The sequence below is a fragment of the Cupriavidus sp. HPC(L) genome (genome assembly GCF_000307735.3).
In the GTDB taxonomy this organism is placed as follows: domain Bacteria; phylum Pseudomonadota; class Gammaproteobacteria; order Burkholderiales; family Burkholderiaceae; genus Cupriavidus.
In genome coordinates, this window is the sequence record NZ_AMPR02000428.1 from 1 (window position 1) to 22425 (window position 22425).

Sequence of the window (22425 nt, forward strand, 5' to 3'; positions counted from 1 at the left end):
GGCTGGAGCAGCGCGTGCTGCAACTGCTGATGCGCTATCCGGCGCTGTCGGCGCGGCTCGACGACGATGCGCGCGCGCTGCTTCTCGATGCCGAGGCCGGCGGCTCCGAAGTGCTGGCCCATCTGGTCGGCAGCTGCGACGCCTTGCAGGGCGACGTCAACTTCGCCGCCTTCAGCGAGCAGCTGGCGCAGTCGCCGTTCGCCGACGTCTATGCCAATGTGCGCGCCGGCGTGCTGCGCGAGGACATCGACGAGGAGCCGGCGACGCTGGAATTCGACGCGGCGATCGCCAAGCTGCTGGTCGAGCCGCTGCAGCGGGAGTTGGCGCAGTTGCAGTCCGCGGTCGAGAACGGCACCGCGGACGAGGCGGGCAAGACGCGCATGCGCTGGTTGATCGCGGAGATCCACCGGCGCAAGCGCCTTGGTTGAAAAACGGAATTCGGCCGCCATACCGGAAACAGGTACGCGGCCAGGTGGCAGAAGGACAGCATAAACAAGGCAAAGTCCGTTGGTTTTGGGCTTAAGCCTTGATTTTTCAGGTGAAAACCTCACCTGTCAGGAAGGCCGGCTAGTGGCGACGTGCTACAATAGCCGGTTTGGATTGCGAAATCTTTCTCTCCAGTTCTGGTGAAAGTGAGCGTGCCAATGGCAAAGGCCAAAGCAACCGAAAAGGTTTCCACTAAGGCTCCCCGAGCGGGGAGCGGCAAGGCGTCGATGCAAGCCGCGGCGGAAAAGCCCGTCACGCGATCTGCGACGCAAGCCAGGTCTGCGCCAGCCAAGTCAGCGCGTCCCGCCAAGGCGGCCGCAACGACGACACCCACCAGAACCCGCGCATCCGAGAAACAGCCCTCGACTTCGGCACGCGAGAGCGGCAAGAACGCCAATGCAAGCGCGAGCGCAAGCGCGCATACGGCAACAGCGGGCGGCAAACGTGCCGCGTCCGAACCTGTTAAAGGCAAGAGTATCCCCGTGGCGAAACAGCAGAACACCGAAGTCGAGAGCAAGCGAACGGCAGCCGCCGGCGCCAAGACCGCCAGCGCCAAGTCCGGCGCCACCGCGGCGGCGTCCAAGGCGCGCGCCGCCACCTCCGCACCCGTAGCATCCCAGCGTCCCGCTGCGGCCGTCGCGCCGGAGCCGAAGAAGCGCGGCCGCAAGCCCAAGGCCGAGATGCTGCAAGACGACAGCCATACTGACGACGTGAACGACGAGCTTTACGAAGACGACACGCGTGCCGCCGCGCCGGCGGCCGCCCCGAAGACCGAGAAGCAGAAGGCCAAGGACCGCAAGGCCAAGGAAAAGGCGCTGCTCAAGGAGTTCGCCTCGGCCCAGCAGGGCACCGAGGAAGAGCTCGAGGCGCGCCGCCAGAAGCTCAAGGCGCTGATCAAGCTGGGCAAGTCGCGCGGCTACCTGACCTACGCCGAGATCAACGATCACCTGCCGGACGACATGGTCGATTCGGAAACGATCGACACCCTGGTCGCGACGCTGAACGACATCGGCATCGCCGTCTACGAGCAGGCGCCGGACGCCGAGACGCTGCTGCTCAACGACAATGCCCCGTCCGCCACCAGCGAGGAAGAGGCCGAGGAAGAGGCCGAAGCCGCGCTGTCGACGGTCGACTCCGAATTTGGCCGCACCACCGACCCGGTCCGCATGTACATGCGCGAGATGGGTACCGTCGAGCTGCTGACCCGCGAAGGCGAAATCGAGATCGCCAAGCGGATCGAGGCCGGCCTGAAGGACATGGTGATGGCGATCTCGGCCTGCCCGGTCACGATCTCCGAAATCCTGGCGCACGCCGAGCGCGTGGCCAATGACGAGATCAAGATCGACGAGTTCGTCGACGGCTTGATCGATCCGAACGCCGAGGAAGCGGTCGAGGAAGTCGGCGTGACGCCGGCGGCCGCCGCTGCCTCGGACGACGAGGAACTGGAATCGGACGACGAGGAAGCCGACGAGGAAGACGATGACGACGCCGCCGGCGGCGGTGCCTCGGCACGCCAGCTGGAAGAGCTCAAGGTTGCCGCGCTGGAAAAATTCCGCGTGATCGCCGACCAGTTCGACAAGATGCGCCGCGCCTTCGAGAAGGAAGGCTACAAGTCCAAGCCTTACATCAAGGCGCAGGAAGCGATCCAGAACGAGCTGATGGGCATCCGCTTCACCGCCCGCAACGTCGAGCGCCTGTGCGACACGCTGCGCGGCCAGGTCGACGAAGTGCGCAAGCTCGAGCGCGCGATCCTGAACATCGTGGTCGACAAGTGCGGCATGCCGCGCGCCGACTTCGTGGCCCGCTTCCCGGGCAACGAGACCAATCTGGACTGGATCCACACGGTCGTCGCCGACAACAAGCCGTACAGCACGATCGTGGAGCGCAACGTGCCGGCCGTGCACGAGCTGCAGCAGAAGCTGATCGACCTGCAGGCGCGCGTGGTGCTGCCGCTGAAGGAACTGAAGGAAGTCAACCGCAAGATGTCCGAGGGCGAGAAGCGTGCCCGCGAGGCCAAGCGCGAGATGACCGAGGCCAACCTGCGTCTGGTGATCTCGATCGCCAAGAAGTACACCAACCGCGGCCTGCAGTTCCTCGACCTGATCCAGGAAGGCAACATCGGCCTGATGAAGGCGGTGGACAAGTTCGAATATCGCCGCGGCTACAAGTTCTCGACCTACGCGACCTGGTGGATCCGTCAGGCCATCACGCGTTCGATCGCCGATCAGGCGCGCACCATCCGTATCCCGGTGCACATGATCGAAACGATCAACAAGATGAACCGCATCTCGCGCCAGATCCTGCAGGAAACCGGCAACGAGCCGGATCCGGCGACGCTGGCCGAGAAGATGGAGATGCCCGAGGACAAGATCCGCAAGATCATGAAGATCGCCAAGGAGCCGATCTCGATGGAAACGCCGATCGGCGACGACGACGATTCCCATCTGGGCGACTTCATCGAGGACACCAACACGCTGGCGCCCGCCGAGGCCGCGCTGCACGGCTCGATGCGCGACGTGGTCAAGGACGTGCTCGACTCGCTGACGCCGCGCGAAGCCAAGGTGCTGCGCATGCGCTTCGGCATCGAAATGAGCACCGACCACACGCTGGAAGAGGTCGGCAAGCAGTTCGACGTCACCCGTGAACGGATCCGTCAGATCGAGGCCAAGGCACTGCGCAAGCTGCGGCACCCGAGCCGCTCCGACAAGCTGAAGAGCTTCCTGGAAGGCAGCTGAACGCTTCCGGGCCTCTAGCTCATGCCTGGTTAGAGCAGCGGACTCATAATCCGTTGGTGCCGTGTTCGACTCACGGGAGGCCCACCACTGTAGTAAAAAGGGGTTACGTGCGAACGTAACCCCTTTTTGTTTGCGCTTCAGGCCTGCACGAGGACCGCAGCCATGCATCTTGAACCCGTCGAATCGTCCGTCGTGGCCGCGATCGGCTACGACTACCAAGGGCGCAAGCTCTTCGTCGAATTCGTCAGCGGCAATCTCTATCGCTACTTCGGCGTCCCGGCCAGCGTCCATCGCGATTTCATGGATGCCTCGTCGAAGGGCGGGTATTTGAACGACTACATCCTCGGCGCCTACGAGTACGAGCAGATTCGGTAGCCAATCGGCTGGCCAATCCGTTACCAGCGCCGTTGGCAGATTCCACAAGAACAATGCAGACGCAAGCCATCGACACCAAGCCGCTTCCCGCGCGCAATCAGACCCGCCGCCTGTTCCTGCTGACCTGGTGCGCCGGCCTTCCGGGCGTGCTCGCCATGGTCTGGCTCGGCGTGCCCGTGCTGCTGCAGCACCAGCGCCTTCCGGTGCCGATGTGGGCGGTCGGCCTGGCCAGCGGCGTGCAGAGCGCGCTGTTGCTCGCGCTGGCGGCGTTCGTCGGGGCGAGGCTGGCCGGCAAGGTCGGGCTGCGGGCGCCCGCCATCGCGGCGCTCGCGTCGGGTGGGGTGCCGTGGCGCGCGCTGCGTCCGCAGTGCTTGCCGGGCCTGCTCGGCGGCCTGCTTGCGGGCGTGCTGCTGTGGGCCTTGATTGCCATGGCGCCGCAAGCGGCGGCACCGGTCCACAACTTGTCGATGCCGTTGGCCGTGCGGCTGCTTTACGGCGGCGTGACCGAGGAAGTGCTGGTGCGCTGGGGCTTGATGAGCCTGCTGGTGTGGATGCTGTGGCGGGGGCTGCAGCGAGGCGCCGGCACGCCGGGTCCGGTGCTGGTATCGATGGCCATCGCGATCAGCGCGCTGGTGTTCGGGCTCGCGCATCTGCCCGCGGCCGCAGCGCTGGCCGGACCGCTGGCGTGGCCGGTGGTGCTGCATCTGACGGCGGCCAACGCGGCCTTCGGGCTGATCGCCGGCTTGCTGTTCTGGCGCTACGGGCTTGAGGCGGCGATCATCGCCCATGTGGTGGCGCATTTGACGATGGCCGCGATCGTCGGCAGGTGAACCTGCCAATGAGCGGGCCAATGAGCGGCGAAGCCCCATGGTAGACTCGCCGCCGACCACCGGCCGCCCGTGCCGGAGATGCCCGCCTCCTCAACTGTTTCCCGACACCCCACCGTGGCCCCGCCGCAGCACGGCTTCATCCTGACCCGCCATTGGCACGACACGCCGGCCGGCACCGAGATCGAGATCTGGCTGGCCACCGATGACGGCCCGCGGCGCCTGCGTTTGCCGCCGCAGCCGTGCGTCGCCTTTGTCCCCGAGGAGCAGCGCCCGCGCGTCGAGGCGCTGCTCGGCGGCGAGCCGCAGGCCGAAGTGAAGCCGCTGGCGTTGCAGGACTTCAGGTTGCGTCCGGTCGCCGGGGTCTATTGCCGCCACTATCGTCAGCTGTTGCGTATCGAGAAGACGCTGCGGCAGGCCGGCATCGACGTCTACGAGGCCGACATCCGCCCGCCGGAGCGCTATCTGATGGAGCGCTTCATCACCGCGCCGGTACAGTTTTCCGGTCGGCCGGACGCGGACGGCGCGCTGGTCGACGTGCACATCAAGCCGGCCGCCAGCTATCGCCCGCGGCTGCGCTGCGTGTCGCTCGATATCGAGACCAGCATGCAGGGCGATCTCTATTCGATCGCGCTGGAAGGCTGCGGCGACCGCACAGTGCTGATGCTTGGCCCGCCGACCGGCAGCGATGCCGGCACGCAAGATCCCCGCCTCGACCCCCGCCTCGACCCCGGCGTCGATTTCCACCTCGAATACTGCGACAGCCCCGCCGACATGCTGCACCGGCTGATCGAATGGTTCGACCGGCATGACCCCGACGCGATCATCGGCTGGAACCTGGTGCAGTTCGACCTGCGCGTGCTGCGCCAGCATGCCGAGCAGTTGAAGGTGCCGCTGCGCCTGGGCCGCGGCGGCGCGCCACTCGAATGGCGGCAGCACGGCACGCGCGAGCACTATTACTTCGCCGCGCTGCCGGGCCGGCTGATCATCGACGGAATCGAGGCGATGCGGTCGGCGACCTGGAGCTTCGCCTCGTTCAGCCTGGAGTTCGTCGCGCGCTCGCTGCTGGGCGAGGGCAAGGACATCGACGATCCCTACGACCGGATGGACGCGATCGACCGCATGTTCGCGACCGACAAGCCGGCGCTGGCGCGCTACAACCTGAAGGACTGCGAGCTGGTCACGCGCATCTTCGAAAAGGCCGAGCTGCTCCAGTTCCTGCTGGACCGCGCCACCGTCACCGGCCTGGAGGCCGATCGCAGCGGCGGCTCGGTGGCCGCCTTCACGCATCTGTACCTGCCGCGCATGCACCGGCTCGGCTATGTGGCGCCGAACCTTGGCGACCAGCCGGAGCAGGCCAGCCCCGGCGGCTTCGTGATGGACTCGCGCCCCGGGCTGTACGACTCGGTGCTGGTGCTCGACTACAAGAGCCTGTATCCGTCGATCATCCGTACCTTCCTGATCGATCCGGTGGGGCTGGTCGAGGGCATGCACAGCGACGACCCGGCGGCCACGGTGCCCGGCTTTCGCGGCGCGCGCTTCTCGCGAGACAGCCACGCGCTGCCGGCCATCGTCGCCGAGATCTGGCAGGGCCGCGACGCCGCCAAGCGCGACGGCAACAAGCCGCTGTCGCAGGCGCTGAAGATCATCATGAACGCGTTCTACGGCGTGCTGGGTTCGACGGGCTGCCGTTTCTTCGACGCGCGGCTGGCGTCGTCGATCACGATGCGCGGCCACGAGATCATGCGCAGGACGCGCGAGCTGGTCGAGGGGCGCGGCTATACCGTGATCTACGGCGATACCGATTCGACCTTCGTCGCGCTCGGCCGCCGTCATGCCGACGACGAGGCGGACCGCATCGGGCGCGAACTGGTCGCGCACATCAACGGCTGGTGGCGCGAGCATCTGCGTCGGCATTACGGTCTCGACAGCGCGCTGGAGATCCAGTACGAGACCCACTACCGGCGCTTCCTGATGCCGACGGTGCGCGGCGCCGAGGACGGCAGCAAGAAGCGCTATGCGGGCCTGGTACGCGGTGCCGACGGCAGCGAGCAGATGGTGTTCAAGGGGCTGGAGGCGGTGCGCACCGACTGGTCGCCGCTGGCGCAGGCGTTCCAGCAGGAGCTGTATCGGCGTGTGTTCCAGGGCGAGCCGTATGCGGACTACGTCCGCGATTACGTCGCCAGGCTGCTGCGCGGCGAGCTCGATGCGCTGCTGGTCTATCGCAAGCGCCTGCGCCGGCAGCTGGACGACTACCAGCGCAATGTGCCGCCGCATGTGCGCGCGGCGCGCGTCGCCGACGACTTCAACCGTGAGCGGGGCCGGCCGCTGCAATACCGGCAGGGCGCGTGGATCCAGTACGTGATCACCATGGCGGGGCCGGAACCGCTGGAAGTGCGGCGGGCCCCGATCGACTACGACCACTATCTGACCCGGCAGTTGCAGCCGGTCGCCGACGCGATCCTGCCCTTTGTCGGCGACGCCTTCGACAACGTGGTCAGCCGGCAGTTGGGGCTGTTCTAACTGTTCCAGCCGCCGGCGCGGCGTCGCGTCGGTTCAGTCGTTCAGTCGTTCAGTTCGCCGCCACCGGCGCGATCGACTCGTGCGGCGTGGCGGTGCGCTGCGCGGCCTTGTGGACCATCGTGTAGGCGTAGTCGATGCCCATGCCGTAGGCGCCCGAATGCTGCTGCGCCATGCCGATCACCGCGTCGTAGGTGCCGCGGCGCGCCCAGTCGCGTTGCCATTCCAGTGCGACCTGCTGCCAGGTCACCGGCACCACGCCGGCCTGGATCATCCGCTGCATCGCGTAATCATGCGCGTCCTTCGAGGTGCCGCCCGATGCGTCCGCCACCATGTAGATCTCGTAGTCGCCTTCCAGCATCGCACTCAGCGCAAACGTGGTGTTGCAGACCTCGGTCCACAGCCCGGCCACGACCACCTTCCTGCGGCCGTTGGCGGCCAGCGCGTCGCGCACCTTCTGGTCGTCCCACGAGTTCATCGAGGTCCGCTCGAGCGTCTTCTGGTTCGGGAACACATCGAGCAGTTCCGGATAGGTGTAGCCCGAGAACGATTCGCTCTCGACCGTGGTGATGACGGTCGGAATCTCGAAGATCTTCGCGGCCTTGGCCAGGCCCACCACATTGTTCTTCATCAGCTGGCGGTCCATCGACTGCACGCCGAAGGCCATCTGCGGCTGGTGGTCGATGATGATCAGCTGGCTGTTTTGCGGGGTCAGGACTTCGAGCTTCGGGTTCGACATGGTGGTTCCTTTGGTCAGTTTTTGTGAAATTCGTTGAATCCGTCGCGGCGCGCTTCGTTTCGGTGTCGTGCTGCGATGGGGTGAACTATACGGACCAAGGAAACCGCAGAGCCGGCCGGTTTGAGAAGAAGTTGTTCAGTATATTTGAATTGAGATCGGCGGCGCTTTCAGCCCGTGGCAACGCCGCCGTCGTGAACTGTGCCGGCCGCGCCGTCGCGCAGCGTCGCACCCGGCCATTTCCCTTCGCGCACCAGCGTGCGCGCGACATCGGTCAGCACCACGCGCGCGGCCAGCGCGGCGGGCGACAGTTCGTCGTCGTTCAGGCTGACCAGCAGGTTCGGCCGGACCGCGCGCTCGTCGAGCAGCGGCACGCTGGCCAGCCGGTCGCTGTGGGTGCGCGCCAGCGCCGCGCCGGGCTGGATCGTCGCGGCGAGGCCGCCCTGCACGGCGTCCATCAGCACCGCCAGCCCGTCGACCTCGGCGACGATGCGCGGCTGTGCCTTGGCGTCATGGAAGCAGCTGGTCACCAGCGCGCGCAGTCCATGCGTGCCGCTCGGCAGCACCAGCGGCAGGCCGGCCAGCGAGGCCATCGCCACGCCTTCGCCGTCGGGCATGCCGGCGAGCGAGCGTACGCCGATCACGAACAGCCGTTCGTCGAGCAGCGGCTGCACGGTCCAGCGCTGCGCGGGTTCGTCGTTGAACAGCATCGCCAGATCGATCTGGCGCGCGTTCAGCATCGCGGCCAGATAGCCCGACAGGCTTTCCACCATGCGCAGCCGCACGTCGGAGTAGCGCTCGGCCATCGCGCGCATGAAGGGCAGGCCGAGCACGCTGGCGGTGGTAGGGGCGAGCCCGACGCTGACATGGCCAGACAGGCGCGCATGCCGCGCGGCCTCCGCGGCGTCGTCGATATGCCGCAGCGCCAGTTGCGCCTGGCGCCAGAAGGCGAGGCCGGCATCGGTGGGCAGCACGCCGCTGGAGGTCCGCTGCAGCAGCCGCGTCGACAGCTCGCTCTCGAGCCGGCTGATCTGCTGGCTCAGCGCCGAGGTGACGACGCCCAGTTCGAGCGCCGCCTTGCCCATGCTGCCGTGCTGCACCACGGAGACGAAGTAGCGCAGTTGTCTGAGTTCCATGCCGGATCCGCCGTGGTGCTGTTCAAAGGCCGAATGGTAGCGAAGATGCCGATCAACCCTACAGGCGGGTGATGTGCGCGGGCCAAACCTTGAGCAAGATAGCGGCCGTGGGCCCGAATGCATGTCGGCCCCGCTACCACTGTGCCCCGCAGCTCCCCGGCTTGCGGGGCTTTTTTTGTGTTGAGCCCGAAGCCGGCCGGTGGGCATTGCGCGTCAGCGGGCGCGCAGCACCGCCTCGATCGCCGCGGCCGCCTCGCGCAGCGGCGACAGATAGCGCTCGACCAGCGTGCCGGCATTGCGGCTGCCGAGCACCATGCTGAAGCCCAGGCCGGCGACCACCTTGCCGGTCTGGTCGTGCAGCGGCACCGAGATGCCGGCGAAGCCGTCGACCAGCTCGCTGACCAGCACGCAATGGCCGTCCTCGCGCACCTGCGCCAGCGTGGCGCGCAGCGCCTCGCGCGAATCGATCGTGAACGGCGTCAGCTTGCGCAGCTCGGCGTGCGCCAGGTAGCGCTCCAGCGCTTCGTCGTCGAGTCCCGCCAGCAGCACGCGCCCCAGCGAATGCGCGTACGCCGGCATGCGCCGGCCGATCGCCATGTCCACGCGCAGGATCTGGCGCGGCTCCTCGCGCGCGACCAGCACCACGGCGTCGTCGTCCAGCATGCCGACCGAACACGTCTCGCCGCAGCGGCTCGCCAGCGCGCGCAAATGCGGCTGGGCCAGCCGCGGCAGGCTCATCGACGCGAAGTAGGCGTAGCCAAGCTCCATCACGCGCGGCGTCAGGGAGAACTGCCGGCCGTTCTGCGCCAGATAGCCGTTGTGGTGCAGCGTCAACAGCAGCCGGCGCGCCGCTGCCCGCGTGACATCGAGCCGATCCGCGACGTCCTGCATCGTCAGGCTCTCGACGCCGCTGGCGAACAGCCGCAGCAGCGCCAGCCCCTTGTTCAGGGAGTCGAGCAACTCATCCTTCTTCTGCGTCGGCGCCTCGGCTTCGGGCATGGCGTGGGTCCTGGAGGAAGCGTTGAAGTGACGTGGAATATACGTCGCGGTGGTTGCGGCGATTTTAGTGCCGACTTCGGACTTGCGCGACTCGGCAGGTCGTCCGTATGATACGGCGTTCCGCGAACAAATGTTCGCAAAAACGCAACCCCGATTTTTGCACCCGATTTTTACGCCCGCTTTTTACGCCAACAAGCGCGCTCCGATGCCGGGCGCCGGCGGCGACAGCGGCACCCGCATCGGCGGACGTGCCGCAGCATCAGGAGACAGCATGAAGGTGATCACAGCGGACCAGGCGGCGGCGCTGGTACAGGACCGATGGACGGTGGCGAGCGCCGGCTTCGTCGGGGCCGGCCATGCCGAGGCGGTGACCGAGGCGCTCGAGCGCCGTTTCCTGCAGAGCGGCCTGCCGCGCGACCTGACGCTGGTCTATTCGGCCGGGCAGGGCGACCGCGGCGCACGCGGCGTCAATCACTTCGGCAATGCGGGCATGACCGCCTCGATCGTCGGCGGCCACTGGCGCTCGGCGACCCGGCTCGCCGACCTGGCGATGGCCGAGCAGTGCGAGGGCTACAACCTGCCGCAGGGCGTGCTGACGCACCTGTACCGCGCGATCGCCGGCGGCAAGCCCGGCGTGATGACCAAGATCGGCCTGCACACCTTCGTCGATCCGCGCAGCGAGCGCGATCCGCGCTACCACGGCGGCGCGGTCAACCGGCGCGCCCGCGAGGCGATCGCCGCGGGCCGCGCCAATTGGGTCGAGGCGGTGTCCTTCCGCGGCGACGACTATCTGTTCTATCCGAGCTTCCCGATCCATTGCGCGCTGATCCGTTGTACCGCGGCGGATCCGCGCGGCAACCTGAGCACGCATCGCGAAGCCTTCCACCACGAGCTGCTGGCGATGGCACAGGCCGCGCACAACTCCGGCGGCATCGTGATCGCGCAGGTCGAGCAGCTGGTCGACCATCACGACAACCTGCAGGCCATCCATGTGCCGGGCATCCTGGTCGACTACGTGGTGGTCAGCGAGGACCCGGCCCATCATCAGATGACGTTCGCCGAGCGCTTCAACCCAGCCTACGTGACGCCGTGGCGCGGCGAGTCGGTGGCGAAGAACGCGGCGAAGGATGCAGCGCCGGCCCGTGTCGACGCCGATGCGCGCGTGGTGCCCGATGCCGACCCGGCGCCCGCGGTGCTCGACGCCCGCACCATCGCGCAGCGCCGCGCGGTGCTGGAGCTCGCCAGGCGCCGGCCGCGCGTCGTCAATCTGGGCGTCGGCATGCCGGCCGCGGTCGGCATGCTGGCCGAACAGGCGGGGCTGGACGGCTTCACGCTGACGGTCGAGGCCGGCCCGATCGGCGGCACGCCGGCCGACGGCTTGAGCTTCGGCGCGTCGGCCTATCCCGAGGCGGTGATCGACCAGCCGTCGCAATTCGATTTCTACGAGGGCGGCGGCATCGATCTGGCCATCCTCGGCCTGGCCGAACTCGACGGCCACGGCAACGTCAACGTCAGCAAGTTCGGCGAGGGCGCGCAGGCGCTGATCGCCGGCGTCGGCGGCTTCATCAACATCACGCAGAGCGCCAAGGCCGTGGTCTTCATCGGCACGCTGACGGCCGGCGGACTCGAGGTCCGCGCCGAGGGCGGCCAGTTGCAGATCGCGCGCGAGGGCCGCGTCAGGAAGATCGTGCCCGAGGTCTCGCACCTGAGCTTCAACGGGCCATACGTGGCCTCGCTGGGCGTGCCGGTGCTGTACATCACCGAGCGCGCGGTGTTCGAGATGCGTGCCGACGCCAACGGGGAAGCCCGCCTGACGCTGATCGAGATCGCACCCGGCGTGGACCTGCAGCGCGATGTGCTGGCGCAATGCGCGACGCCGATCGCGGTCGCGCCGGATCTGCGCCCGATGGACGCCTGCCTGTTCCGGCCGGGACCGTTTTCGATCGCCACGGCGGGCTGAAGCGCAATAACGCGTGCCAACGGGGCGCCAACGCGCCATGGACTCAGAGACCGATTCGCGGGGCGGAGCATCGACCGCCCTTCCTCCACGACAACGACAAGGCCGGACCACCGGCCACGCTGTACACCAAGGAGACCAACCACGCCTTGTTTCGACTGGAAATGACGGGATCGATTTGCGCTCCAGGGGCCCGCGGGCTGCCCTGCGAGTTGCCAAGCGTTACCTGTGTCGCCGGCGCGCCCGACGCGGATCGCGCCGATTTCGGATGACGTTTCTCTTGTTGCCATGCAGAACACAAGCCGCCGTACCTTCGCGCGCCGCCTCGGCGCCGCCATGCTGACCGTTTCGCTGCCGCTGTGCGCCACCCAGGCGTTCGCCGACAGCTATCCCGCCAAGCCGATCCGGCTGGTGGTGCCGTTCCCGCCGGGCGGCCCGACCGATACCGCCGCCCGCATCATCGGCCAGAAGCTCAGCGATTCGCTGAAGCAGCCGGTCGTGGTCGACAACCGCCCCGGCGCCTCGGGCACCATCGGCGCCGAGACCGTGGCCAAGAGCCCGGCGGATGGCTATACGCTGCTGGTGCTGGCCACGCCGACGCTGATCGCGCCGCACCTGATCAACCGCAAGGGCTACGACCTGTTCAAGGACTTCGCGCCGATCGGCGCCGCCTACGATCTGCCGATCGTGATGGTGGTCAATCCGAACGCGCTGCCCGACGTGACCACGCTGCAGCAGTACATCGCCAAGGCCAAGGCCAAACCGGGCGAGATGAACTACACCAGCGCCGGCAACGGCAGCTTCGGCCATCTGTCGACCGAGCTGCTGCAGAACCTGGGCAGCTTCGACGTGCAGCACGTGCCGTACAAGGGCAGCGCGCCGGCGATGTCCGACCTGCTCGCCGGCCAGGTGCCGATGATGTTCTCCGACATGATCGCCGCGCTGCCGCACATCAAGGCCGGCAAGCTGCGCCCGATCGCGGTGGGCTCGGCCAAACGGGTCAGCTTCACGCCCGAGGTCAAGACCGTGGCCGAGCAGGGCTTCCCGGGCTTCGAGGCGACCGCCTGGGGCGGCCTGCTGGCGCCGGCCGGCACGCCGAAGGAGATCATCGCGAAGCTGTCCGCCGAGCTGAAGGCGGCGCTGGCCGATCCGACCGTCCAGCAGAAGATGCTGGGCGCGGGCACCGTGGCGGCCTATATGCCGCCCGAACAGTTGGCCGCGCGGATGCGCGCCGACGACAAGAAGTGGGGCAAGGTCATCCAGGACAACGGCATCAAGGGCGACTGATACGCCCGCGCCCGTCATGGGCGCACCGTGGCTTGCCTGTCTTAGCGGGGTAGGGTGAGGGCCGGCGACCGTATGGTCGCCGGCCCTTGCTCTTTGTGGCGGCCGTCGATGGTTGCCATCGATGGCCGCCGTAAATGTCTGCGCTCGCCGACCGCGCTCGCTGACCGCGCTCGCTGACTGCGCTCGCTGACTGCGCTCGCCGACCGCGCTCGCTGACCGCGCTCGATGGCTGCGCTCGCCGACCGCGCTCGATGGCTGCAGCCGATCGCGGTCTGCTCGGGCCCTTACTGCCGTGCCGACGAGCCCGCAAGCGCCTCGCCGCGCGCGAGAAAGTGCCGATACTCCTCCGGGGGAACGAACAGGCCGCCGGTGGTCCAGACCAGATGCGTGGCGGTGCCCATCGCGTCGGCCAAGCCATGGCGGGCCAGATAGGCCTGCCCGGCCTCGGTGCCTGTCAGCATCGCCGGTCCGCTGAAGCCGGCGGCAGCCGATGGCTCGATCTCGATGCCGGCATCGCGCCTGGCCAGGTACAGGTCGCGGAACAGCCGCTCGTCGGCCACGGTGTAGACGCCCGACAGCAGTTCGCGCATCGCCGCCGCGGCCAGCTCGGAGGCGCGCGGCACCGCGAGGCCGTCGGCCTCGGTGCGATTGCTGAGCCCGTAGTCGTAGACCGAGGGATTGCCGCCGGCGCCGTTGACCTCGGCGCCGATCATCTGCACCAGGAAGCAGGGCGACTGGGTCGGCTCGGCGAAGAAGCAGTGCGCGTGCGGACCGTACAGCTGCTTCAAGCCGAACGCGATGCCGGCCGGCGCGCCGCCGACGCCGCAGGGCAGGTAGACGAACAGCGGCCGCTTCGCGCCGGGCGCGATGCCATGCTCGCGCAATTGCGCGTCCAGCCGCAGCACCGCCGCGCTGTAGCCCAGCAGCAGCGACAGCGAACGCTCGTCGTCGACGAAGTGGCAGGCCGGGTCCTGCTGCGCCTGCGCGCGACCCGCGGCCACCGCCTGCTGGTAGTCGCCCTCGTGCTCGATCACCTCGACGCCGCGCGCGCGCAGCCGGTCCTTCTTCCACGGCTTGGCGTCGGCCGACATGTGCACCACGGCGCGAAAGCCCAGCGCGGACGCCATCACGCCGATGCTCAGGCCCAGATTGCCGGTCGAGCCCACCGCGACCTGGTAGCGCGAAAACACCGCGCGCGCCGCCGGTTCGGCCAGCTGGCGATAGTCGTCGGGGCCGGCATCGTTGGTCACCAGCCCATGTTGCACGGCCAGCCGTTCGGCGAATTCCAGCACCTCGTGGATGCCGCCGCGCGCCTTGATCGACCCCGCCACCGGCAGGCTGTGATCGGCCTTGATCCACAGCGCGCCGCTGCCGGGCGGCAAGCCGATCCCGGACGCCAGCGCCGCGGCCGGCATCACCGGCGATTCGATGGCGCCGGCGCTGTCCACCAGTTCCGGAAACAGCCGCTGCAGCAGCGGGGCAAAGCGCTCGAAGCGGGCGTGGGCCGCGTGAACATCAGCTAGACTAATATCCTTCGCGCCTGCGCGGACTGCGGCCGGGGTTTGCGGCGCGAGTAGCGGATTGGTCCACAGGCATGGCCGGGCGTCGCCGAGCGCCGCCAGCAGCGTGGCATCGGCGGCGGGCACCGGAGCGCTTGCCGCTGCGGAATGGGTGTGTTCGCGCGAGGAAAACGTGGTGTTCTCGTTGGAGTCGTTCATTTCGGTGGTCGGCATGGGAACGCCATTCGAGCGCGGTTGGCGTTGTTCTTCGGCGATCGGTCAGGGCGACCCTGGGCCGGCGCCTGTTCCGCATTGTTCTCCCAAGCACCGATTCCGGCAAATCATTCGTGCTCGGCCACGCATTAGTGCAGCTAATGATGACGGTGACAACGATGACAACGACGCTCTCCTCCTCGCTGCTGGCCTGGCTGCGCTGCTTCGAAGCCGCTGCGCGCCACCGCAGCTTTACCCGCGCCGCCGAGGAGCTGTGCGTGACGCAGGGCGCGGTCAGCCAGCAGGTCAAGCAGCTGGAGCAATGGCTGGGGCGCCCGCTGTTCGTGCGCACGCCGCGCGCGCAGATGCCGACGCCCGAGGGCGAGCGGTTGCGCGTGGTGCTGCGCGAGTCGTTCGAAGCGATCGCGGGTGCGCTGAGCCAATTGCGCCGGCGCGGCGAGGCCGGGCCGGTCTCGCTGTCGTGCTCGCCGTCGTTCGCGATGCGCTGGCTGACGCCGAGGATGGGCAGCTTCTTTCGCGACCATGCCGATATCGGACTGCGCGTGCATGGCGAATTCCAGGCGCTGGACCGCGGCCGGATGCTGCGCGAGGGCATCGATGCGGCGGTGCGCTTCGACCCCGGGGCGTACCGCGACGTGCATGCGCGGCGCTTCCTCGACGAATGGCTGCTGCCGGTGGCCAGCCCCGCCTTCGTCGCCGCGCATCCGGAACTGCGCTCGCCGGCCGATCTGCGCGGGGAACTGTTGCTGCACGACGCCAGCCCCTGGGACGGCGCCGGCGAGTTCGACGAATGGGCCGCGTGGCTGCAGCAGGCCGGCGTCACGGTGCCGGATCTGGAGCAGGGCCAGCGCTTCAACCTGTCGCAACTGGCGATCGGCGCGGCGATGGCGGGGCAGGGCGTCGCGATGGGACGGACCGCGCTGGTGCTGGAAGACCTCGAGGCGGGCCGGCTGGTCGATCTGTTCGGCCTGCATTTGCCGAGCCCGGCCGCCTATCACTTCGTTTCGGCCCAGGGACAGCGAGTCGAGGTGGCCGCGATCGAGGCGTGGCTGGTGTCGGAAGGGGCGGCATTCGGCGCGCAACGGGACCAGTGGCGCCAGGCCTCTGGCAAGGCGCGGACACCGGCGACGCGCCCGCCCCGTAGGCCTCGTACGCGACGGCCAGGGCAATGAGTCGTCGCGCCGCGGCGCTACCACAGCGCCGCGCGCTGTACTACCCCGCATCTGCCCGCTGTTGTAGAATCTAAGTCTTTGATTCTGTAGCGCTATTGATCGGCGTGCCCAGATATTGCCGATCTGGTTGCCGATCTCGGCGCGGCAGGGGCCTCGAAGTCGGTGCCGGAACGTGGCGCCGGCCCCCAGTCCCCATCCGCCCGATTCGCCCTTGCCGCCCAGGCCAAGCGCTGCGCGGCTACCGCCAGTTCCATTGCGTTCGATCGATGCGTGTCCGCTGGCGCCGGGTTCGCCTTCGCCAGACACCCATACCATGACCACCACCACGAACACGAACACCTCTGCTGTACCGACTCCCGCCGACGACATCACGTTCGACAGCTTCGGCCTCGACCCGCGCGTGCTGCGCGCGCTGTCCGAGCAGGGCTATACCAAGCCGACGCCGATCCAGGCGCAGGCAATCCCGGTGGTGCTGCTGGGCAAGGACGTGATGGGCGCCGCGCAGACCGGCACCGGCAAGACCGCGGGCTTCGCGCTGCCGATCATCCAGCGCCTGCTGCCGCTGGCCAACGCCAGCGCCTCGCCGGCGCGGCACCCGGTGCGCGCGCTGATGCTGACGCCGACGCGCGAACTGGCCGACCAGGTCTACGACAACGTGGCCCGCTATGCGCGCCACACCGACCTGCGCAGCACCGTGGTGTTCGGCGGCGTCGACATGAATCCGCAGACCGACGCGCTGCGGCGCGGCGTCGAGATCCTGGTCGCGACCCCGGGCCGCCTGCTCGACCACGTGCAGCAGAAGTCGGTCAACCTGTCGCAGGTGCAGATGCTGGTGCTCGACGAGGCCGACCGCATGCTGGACATGGGCTTCCTGCCGGACCTGCAGCGCATCATCAACTTGCTGCCGGCCAAGCGCCAGACGCTGCTGTTCTCGGCGACCTTCTCGCCCGAGATCAAGAAGCTGGCGGCCAGCTACCTGCACCAGCCGGTGACGATCGAAGTGGCGCGCAGCAACTCGGCCAACGAGAACGTGCGCCAGACCGTGTACCAGGTCCAGGACGGCCAGAAGCAGGAGGCCGTGGTGCATCTGCTGAAGCAGCGTGCCGACCAGGGCCTGTCGCGCCAGTGCATCGTCTTCGTCAACAGCAAGATCGGCTGCTCGCGGCTGGCCCGTCATCTGGAGCGCGAGGGCATCAATGCCGCCGCGATCCACGGCGACAAGACGCAGACCGAACGGATGCAGACGCTGGAGGGCTTCAAGCAGGGCACCATCGACGCGCTGGTGGCGACCGACGTCGCCGCGCGCGGCCTGGACATCGCCGACATGCCGTGCGTGATCAACTTCGATCTGCCGTTCAACGCCGAGGACTATGTGCACCGGATCGGCCGTACCGGCCGCGCCGGCGCCACCGGCGATGCGCTGTCGATCTTCGTGCCCGGCGACGAGCGTCTGCTGGCCGATATCGAGAAGATGCTGAAGCGGCAGATTCCGCGCGCACAGCTCGAAGGCTTCGATCCGTCGGCGGCGCGCTTCCGTGCCGCCGACGACGATCGCCGCCGCGGCCGCTCGACCGAGCCGCGCCGCCCGCGCGCCGACAGCGAGGAGCGTCCGCGCAAGCCCGACCACGGCAATGCGCGCAATGCCTTCCGCGCCTCGGACGACCCGTTCTTCTCGCGGCCCTATGAACCCAGCCCGAGCGCGTCGTCGGCGTCGTCCACGTCCAGCGAGTCGACCCTCGATCCGCGTCAGGTTGGCCTCGCGCGCGCCCGGCCAAAGCGCCCGGTCGCCGCGCTGCTCGGCGGCGTGCCGCGCAAGTCCTGATCGCGTCGGGCTGAGGCGATCCGTCTTTCCCGCGAACGCGGGAAGCCAGCGTCTTCCATTTTGCCGGGTCCCGTCTGCGCGGGGACGGCAAGGCCGCTCAGTTCGCCACCCACCGCGCCGCCCACTGCGCGGTCGCCTCGGCCAGCCAGCCTTCCACATCGGCGCGGCCGCTGCGCAAGTCCAGATGCGCGCCGGCGGCGCGCAGCGCGTCCAGCGGCGCCAGCGCGTCGATCGCTTCGGCGCCGGTCTGCTTGCTCAGTTTTTCCCCGATCTCGTTGACCACGACGGGCACATGCAGATAGGCCGGTGTCGGCAACCCCAGCAGCCGCTGCAGATGGATCTGCCGTGGCGTCGAGTCCAGCAGGTCGGCGCCGCGCACGATATGCGTGATGCCCTGCAGCCCGTCGTCGACCACCACCGCCAGTTGATACGCCCACAGGCCGTCGGCCCGGCGCAGCACGAAGTCGCCGAACTCGGTGGCCAGGTCCTGGCATTGCCGGCCCTGCCAGCGGTCGTCGAAGCACAGCATTGCCGCCTCGCCGTCCGGCACGCGCACGCGCCAGGCGCGCGGCAGCTTGCCGTGCAGGCCGCCGCGGCAGGTGCCGGGGTAGGCCAGCGTCTGATGGCGCTCGCGGACGTGGCGCAGCGAGTCGGCGATCTCCTTGCGCGAGCAGCCGCAGGGATAGACCAGCCCGGCCGCCTCGAGCCGGTGCAGCGCGTCGGCGTACAGCGGCTCGCGCCGGCTCTGCCAGACCGGCTCCTCGTCCGGATGCAGGCCGAGGCGGTCGAGCGTATGCAGGATCTGCCGGTCCGCGTCGCGCACGCAGCGCGGATAGTCGATGTCCTCGATGCGGACCAGCCACTGGCCGCCGTGGGCGCGGGCATCGAGCCAACTGGCCAGCGCGGTGACCAGCGAGCCCAGATGCAGCGGGCCGGTGGGGGAGGGGGCGAAGCGGCCGCGGTATTGCGGGTTTGGCGGCCGAGGATGGGTCGGCGGACGATCGGACGGCTGATCCGTCTGCCCGGGTACTGCGCTCATGTCTGGCTACTCCGGCGCGCCCGGTTGCTGCGACAGCAGCGCCTGCGCCAGCCGGGGATTCTGCAGCTTGTCGGTCCACCACTGCAGCGCCTTGCCGCGATTGCTGGTGCGCCAGGCGATGGTGAAGGTTCCGGGCGCGCGCACCTCGACGGTCTCGCGCACCTGCAGCACGCCGCTCTCGATATGCGGCTGCGCCATCGGCGCCGGCAGCCAGCCGCAGCCCAGGCCGCGGATCTGCGCATCGAGCTTGTCGCGCATGGTCGGCACCACCAGCATGTCCTGCCCGGCCAGCACGCCGTGCGTGCGCGCCGGCAGGTTGCGCGAGGTATCGCCGACCGCGACGATCCGGTGCCGGGCGATCTGCGTGCTGGTCAGCGGCCCCGGTTCGCTGGCGAGCGGATGGTGGGCGGCCACGGCGAACACGAACGGCATCGCGCCGAGCGAACGGATCTGGAAGCCCTGGGTGCTGGGCGCATCGTAGGCGCCGCCGATCACCAGGTCGGCGCGGTTGCTGACCAGCGCGTCCCAGGAGCCGCCCAGCACCTCCTTGGCGAAGCGCAGACGCGTGGCGCTGTTCTCCGCGTAGAAGTCCTGGATCACCGGCAGCAACGCACGGAAATTGATCAGGTCGTCGACGACGATATTGAGGCTGGCCTCCCAGCCGGTGGCCAGCCGCTTGACGCGGCGCGCCAGGTCGTCGGCCGCGTGCAGCAGGTGGCGGCCTTCGTCGAGCAGCGCGCGGCCGGCCGGCGTCAGCTCGGCGCGGTGGCGGCGCCGGTCGAACAGCAGCACGTCGAGGTCTTCTTCCAGCCGGCGCACCACATAGGTCAGCGCCGACGGCACCTTGCCCATTTCATGCGCGGCGGCTGCGAAGCTGCCCTTGCGTTCGATCGCGTCGAGAACTTCCAGGGATTCGAGAGAGAGTGGCATATTCAGAAATTCTGAATGAGTGCTTGCAAATGGCCCGCCGCAAATATAGCGCAGCCGTCCTAAACTTCCTAGCATCGTTGCAGAACAGACGGTCTATATGCAAGTCCGGCAGGACGAAGCAGCGGACCACTAGCCAGGAAGGACATCAAAATGATTGAAATTCGCAAGTCCGCAGAACGTGGTTACGCCGACCATGGTTGGCTGCAGTCGTATCACAGCTTCTCGTTTGCCGACTACTTCGACCCGCGCCATGTGCAGTTCGGGCCGCTGCGAGTGATCAACGAAGACCGCGTCGCGCCCGGCATGGGCTTCGGCACCCATGGTCATCGCGACATGGAGATCATCAGCTATGTGCTGTCGGGCGAATTGGCGCACAAGGACAGCATCGGCAACGGCAGCGTGATCCGCCCCGGCGACGTGCAGCGGATGAGCGCCGGCACGGGCGTGCGGCACTCGGAGTACAACCACGCCGCGCACGACACCACGCATTTCCTGCAGATCTGGATCGTGCCCGATCGCAACGGCATCGAACCGGGCTACGAGGAGAAGCACTTCGACGCCGCCGACAAGCGCGGCCGGCTGCGTCTGGTCGGCAGCCCCGACGGTGCCGACGGCTCGGTGCGGATCCACCAGGACGTGCGCCTCTTTGCCGGCCTGTTCGACGGCGACGAGGCGGCCACGCTGGCCCTGGCCCCGGGACGGCGCGCCTATGTGCACGTCGCCCGCGGCGCCATCACGGTCAACGGCCAGGCGCTGGAGGCCGGCGATGCGGCCAAGCTGGAGGGGGTCGACGCGGTCACCCTGACGCAGGGCGACGCGGCCGAGGTGCTGGTATTCGATCTGCCGTGACATGCCGGAGGTCGTCCCCGCGAAAGCGGGGACCCCGTGACGCATTTCTGTGTCGCAAGCCGCTGCATCGGCGCATGCGCGGGGACGACGGGATTTCGGCAAGCAGATGTAACGCGAAGTCCCGGCGCGGCAGGGCAGGCGGAAGCGCTGTGCTATCTTCTCGCTATAAATAAGCGCCCGGGCCAGCACATGGTCCGGGACGGCCCGGCAGCTCGCCTTGCCGCCCATTTCCGACCCGAGATGACCTTCGTTTCCGTCCTTCTTGCGCTGATCGCCGAGCAGTTCCGCGCCCTGGGCCGCAACAATCCCATTTATGAAATGGTGCGGGCGCTCGCCGAACGCGCCGAGCGCGCCTTCGACACCGGCCGGCCGCGCGACGCGGCGCTGGCGTGGATGACGGTGGCGCTGCCGCTGACGCTGGCGGCGCTGGCGGTCCACCATCTGCTGGCGACGATCAGCGTGGCGCTGACGCTGGCGTGGAACGTGTTGCTGCTGTACCTGACGCTGGGCTTCCGCCAGTTCAGCCACTACTTCACCGATATCCACGACGCGCTGAACCGCGACGATCCGGCCACTGCCCGTGCCTTGCTGCACGAGTGGACCGGGCTCGACACCGTCGACATGCCGGTCAGCGAAATCGTGCGCCACACGCTCGAGGCGGCCATCGTTGCCGTGCACCGGCACGTGTTCGGCGTGTTCTTCTGGTTCCTGCTGCCGATCGGCCCGGCCGGCGTGGTGCTGTACCGCGTCGCCGAATATCTGTCGCGCCAATGGAACCTGCCGTCGTCCGAGCGCAGCCCGGCGTTCGGCCGGTTTGCCGCGCGTGCCTTCCATCTGATGGACTGGGTGCCGTCGCGGCTGACGGCGATCGGCTTTGCGATCGTCGGCAACTTCGAGGACGCGGTCTACGCGTGGCGCAACCATGCGCGCAAGTGGCGCGACGAGACCAACGGCATCCTGCTGGCCAGCGGCGGCGGCGCGCTGGGCGTGCGGCTCGGCACGCCGCTGGCCGAGGACGACACCAGCGTGGTGCTGGCCACCCCGGGCACCGGCGCCGCGTTCGACTATGCCCCGGGCATGGAGGATGACGGCGCGCCGGAGCCGGCCGCGCCGGAGCTCGGCGCCGATCCCGGCGTACGGGCGCTGCAGTCGGCGGTCGGCCTGGTCTGGCGCGCGGTGGTGCTGTGGATGCTGCTGCTGGCAATGCTGTCGCTGGCCAGCTGGGTCGGCTGAGGTTCGCCAGGGGTACGGCCAAGGTGGGAGCAAGTTCCGGCAGGCCGGGAGGGCGGCCGGAACAGCGGCCGGAACAGCGGCCGGAACAGGTCACCTCCGATTCAGGGCCGCGGGCTGCCGCACTGCCAGCAGGCGCCGAACTGCGCCTCGTGCCATTCGCCGCAGCGCGCGCAGCGCCAGCGCGGCCCCGGCGCCGGATTGGCGGCGGCATCGAGCACCGCCCAAGCTTCCTCTTCGCGCGCATCGTCGAGCAGCCACACCTGCGGCGCGCTCTCCTGAAACGGAATATCGCCGGTCGCGCCGGCCAGCCACGTATTGCGCAATTGCGCGCGGATGCCCGCGGCCAGCAGCAGATTGCGGCAATGGGCCGCATGCACCAGCGAGGGCGTCGACAGCAGCAGTTTCATCGGCGTCACCGGCAGTGGGGATGCTTTGGACCTTAGCACGGGCGCGGTGCCAAGGCAGCAAATCACGCGATGAGCCGCTCCCTCTCCCGCTTGCGGGAGAGGGTTGGGGAGAGGGCAGGGGGCGGTGCAAGGGCCAGGGCATTGGCCAATGCCGCTGCCCTCCCCCCCGGCCCCCCTCCCCC

Annotated in this window: 17 protein-coding genes, 1 tRNA gene and 1 pseudogene; 12 read left to right on the plus strand and 7 right to left on the minus strand. The window is 68.5% G+C overall.

The window, feature by feature from the left end; translation table 11 throughout:
* From B551_RS19905 to B551_RS19930, 6 genes and pseudogenes are all read left to right on the plus strand, one after another.
* Positions 1-428: pseudogene (locus B551_RS19905) on the plus strand (DNA primase); the annotation flags it as partial.
* Positions 429-644: 216 nt separating this feature from the next.
* Positions 645-3221 (plus strand): RNA polymerase sigma factor RpoD, encoded by a 2577-nt coding sequence (gene rpoD, locus B551_RS19910; protein WP_371259325.1) that lies wholly within the window; start codon positions 645-647, stop codon positions 3219-3221.
* A gap of 8 nt (positions 3222-3229) precedes the next feature.
* Positions 3230-3308, plus strand: a tRNA-Ile gene (locus tag B551_RS19915).
* A gap of 75 nt (positions 3309-3383) precedes the next feature.
* Positions 3384-3596 carry a KTSC domain-containing protein gene (locus B551_RS19920; RefSeq protein WP_006578331.1) on the plus strand — a complete coding sequence of 71 codons (213 nt, stop codon included), beginning with the start codon at positions 3384-3386 and terminating at the stop codon, positions 3594-3596.
* A gap of 53 nt (positions 3597-3649) precedes the next feature.
* Positions 3650-4426: a type II CAAX prenyl endopeptidase Rce1 family protein gene (locus B551_RS19925; protein WP_023264860.1), complete on the plus strand. Its 777-nt coding sequence runs from the start codon at positions 3650-3652 to the stop codon at positions 4424-4426.
* 78 nt (positions 4427-4504) lie between these two features.
* On the plus strand, positions 4505-6946 hold the full coding sequence (locus B551_RS19930) for a DNA polymerase II (protein ID WP_052511433.1): 2442 nt from the start codon (positions 4505-4507) through the stop codon (positions 6944-6946).
* Between the two features lie 49 nt (positions 6947-6995).
* Here the strand turns inward: B551_RS19930 and B551_RS19935 are convergent, their stop codons facing one another.
* The 3 genes from B551_RS19935 to B551_RS19945 all read right to left on the minus strand — a co-directional run bounded on the left by B551_RS19935 (position 6996) and on the right by B551_RS19945 (position 9814).
* On the minus strand, positions 6996-7682 hold the full coding sequence (locus B551_RS19935; protein ID WP_006578570.1) for a hydrolase: 687 nt from the start codon (positions 7680-7682) through the stop codon (positions 6996-6998).
* A gap of 167 nt (positions 7683-7849) precedes the next feature.
* Positions 7850-8815: a LysR family transcriptional regulator gene (locus B551_RS19940; RefSeq protein WP_023264861.1), complete on the minus strand. Its 966-nt coding sequence runs from the start codon at positions 8813-8815 to the stop codon at positions 7850-7852.
* Between the two features lie 213 nt (positions 8816-9028).
* Positions 9029-9814: an IclR family transcriptional regulator C-terminal domain-containing protein gene (locus B551_RS19945; protein WP_006578629.1), complete on the minus strand. Its 786-nt coding sequence runs from the start codon at positions 9812-9814 to the stop codon at positions 9029-9031.
* Positions 9815-10085: 271 nt separating this feature from the next.
* Between B551_RS19945 and B551_RS19950 the strand changes: the two genes are divergently transcribed.
* Both B551_RS19950 and B551_RS19955 read left to right on the plus strand, forming a co-directional pair.
* Positions 10086-11774 carry an acyl CoA:acetate/3-ketoacid CoA transferase gene (locus B551_RS19950; protein WP_023264862.1) on the plus strand — a complete coding sequence of 563 codons (1689 nt, stop codon included), beginning with the start codon at positions 10086-10088 and terminating at the stop codon, positions 11772-11774.
* A gap of 285 nt (positions 11775-12059) precedes the next feature.
* Positions 12060-13058: a tripartite tricarboxylate transporter substrate binding protein gene (locus B551_RS19955; protein WP_006579843.1), complete on the plus strand. Its 999-nt coding sequence runs from the start codon at positions 12060-12062 to the stop codon at positions 13056-13058.
* Between the two features lie 284 nt (positions 13059-13342).
* On the opposite strand, the gene B551_RS19960 is transcribed toward B551_RS19955, so the two are convergent.
* Positions 13343-14791, minus strand: coding sequence for a D-serine ammonia-lyase (locus B551_RS19960; RefSeq protein ID WP_023264863.1), 1449 nt, complete (start codon positions 14789-14791; stop codon positions 13343-13345).
* Positions 14792-14949: 158 nt separating this feature from the next.
* On the opposite strand from B551_RS19960, the gene B551_RS19965 reads away from it, so the two are divergent.
* A complete protein-coding gene (locus tag B551_RS19965; protein WP_052511434.1) occupies positions 14950-15963 on the plus strand; it encodes a LysR substrate-binding domain-containing protein in 1014 nt (337 codons plus the stop codon).
* Positions 15964-16276: 313 nt separating this feature from the next.
* Positions 16277-17785, plus strand: a complete 1509-nt coding sequence (locus tag B551_RS19970) for a DEAD/DEAH box helicase (RefSeq protein ID WP_023264864.1) — start codon at positions 16277-16279, stop codon at positions 17783-17785.
* A gap of 97 nt (positions 17786-17882) precedes the next feature.
* Here B551_RS19970 and gluQRS read toward each other — a convergent pair whose 3' ends face one another.
* Together gluQRS and B551_RS19980 are read right to left on the minus strand one after the other, a co-directional pair.
* Positions 17883-18824: a tRNA glutamyl-Q(34) synthetase GluQRS gene (gene gluQRS / locus B551_RS19975; RefSeq protein WP_023264865.1), complete on the minus strand. Its 942-nt coding sequence runs from the start codon at positions 18822-18824 to the stop codon at positions 17883-17885.
* 6 nt (positions 18825-18830) lie between these two features.
* Positions 18831-19754: a LysR family transcriptional regulator gene (locus B551_RS19980; RefSeq protein ID WP_006579087.1), complete on the minus strand. Its 924-nt coding sequence runs from the start codon at positions 19752-19754 to the stop codon at positions 18831-18833.
* Positions 19755-19904: 150 nt separating this feature from the next.
* Between B551_RS19980 and B551_RS19985 the strand changes: the two genes are divergently transcribed.
* Positions 19905-20603 (plus strand): pirin family protein, encoded by a 699-nt coding sequence (locus tag B551_RS19985; RefSeq protein ID WP_006579086.1) that lies wholly within the window; start codon positions 19905-19907, stop codon positions 20601-20603.
* Between the two features lie 240 nt (positions 20604-20843).
* The gene (locus B551_RS19990; RefSeq protein WP_023264866.1) at positions 20844-21836 is read left to right on the plus strand and encodes a CobD/CbiB family protein; all 993 of its coding nucleotides are present in this window, start codon (positions 20844-20846) and stop codon (positions 21834-21836) included.
* A 101-nt stretch (positions 21837-21937) separates the two neighbouring features.
* On the opposite strand, the gene B551_RS19995 is transcribed toward B551_RS19990, so the two are convergent.
* Positions 21938-22243, minus strand: a complete 306-nt coding sequence (locus B551_RS19995; RefSeq protein ID WP_023264867.1) for a putative signal transducing protein — start codon at positions 22241-22243, stop codon at positions 21938-21940.
* Between the last annotated feature and the right edge of the window lie 182 nt (positions 22244-22425).

What these genes read in the sequence shown, in the direction of transcription:
- rpoD (WP_371259325.1), top strand. Translation starts at nt 645, where the DNA reads ATGGCAAAGGCCAAAGCAACCGAAAAGGTTTCCACTAAGGCTCCCCGA.
- B551_RS19920 (WP_006578331.1), top strand. Translation starts at nt 3,384, where the DNA reads ATGCATCTTGAACCCGTCGAATCGTCCGTCGTGGCCGCGATCGGCTAC.
- B551_RS19925 (WP_023264860.1), top strand. Translation starts at nt 3,650, where the DNA reads ATGCAGACGCAAGCCATCGACACCAAGCCGCTTCCCGCGCGCAATCAG.
- B551_RS19930 (WP_052511433.1), top strand. Translation starts at nt 4,505, where the DNA reads ATGCCCGCCTCCTCAACTGTTTCCCGACACCCCACCGTGGCCCCGCCG.
- B551_RS19935 (WP_006578570.1), bottom strand. Translation starts at nt 7,682, where the DNA reads ATGTCGAACCCGAAGCTCGAAGTCCTGACCCCGCAAAACAGCCAGCTG.
- B551_RS19940 (WP_023264861.1), bottom strand. Translation starts at nt 8,815, where the DNA reads ATGGAACTCAGACAACTGCGCTACTTCGTCTCCGTGGTGCAGCACGGC.
- B551_RS19945 (WP_006578629.1), bottom strand. Translation starts at nt 9,814, where the DNA reads ATGCCCGAAGCCGAGGCGCCGACGCAGAAGAAGGATGAGTTGCTCGAC.
- B551_RS19950 (WP_023264862.1), top strand. Translation starts at nt 10,086, where the DNA reads ATGAAGGTGATCACAGCGGACCAGGCGGCGGCGCTGGTACAGGACCGA.
- B551_RS19955 (WP_006579843.1), top strand. Translation starts at nt 12,060, where the DNA reads ATGCAGAACACAAGCCGCCGTACCTTCGCGCGCCGCCTCGGCGCCGCC.
- B551_RS19960 (WP_023264863.1), bottom strand. Translation starts at nt 14,791, where the DNA reads ATGCCGACCACCGAAATGAACGACTCCAACGAGAACACCACGTTTTCC.
- B551_RS19965 (WP_052511434.1), top strand. Translation starts at nt 14,950, where the DNA reads ATGACAACGACGCTCTCCTCCTCGCTGCTGGCCTGGCTGCGCTGCTTC.
- B551_RS19970 (WP_023264864.1), top strand. Translation starts at nt 16,277, where the DNA reads ATGACCACCACCACGAACACGAACACCTCTGCTGTACCGACTCCCGCC.
- gluQRS (WP_023264865.1), bottom strand. Translation starts at nt 18,824, where the DNA reads ATGAGCGCAGTACCCGGGCAGACGGATCAGCCGTCCGATCGTCCGCCG.
- B551_RS19980 (WP_006579087.1), bottom strand. Translation starts at nt 19,754, where the DNA reads ATGCCACTCTCTCTCGAATCCCTGGAAGTTCTCGACGCGATCGAACGC.
- B551_RS19985 (WP_006579086.1), top strand. Translation starts at nt 19,905, where the DNA reads ATGATTGAAATTCGCAAGTCCGCAGAACGTGGTTACGCCGACCATGGT.
- B551_RS19990 (WP_023264866.1), top strand. Translation starts at nt 20,844, where the DNA reads ATGACCTTCGTTTCCGTCCTTCTTGCGCTGATCGCCGAGCAGTTCCGC.
- B551_RS19995 (WP_023264867.1), bottom strand. Translation starts at nt 22,243, where the DNA reads ATGAAACTGCTGCTGTCGACGCCCTCGCTGGTGCATGCGGCCCATTGC.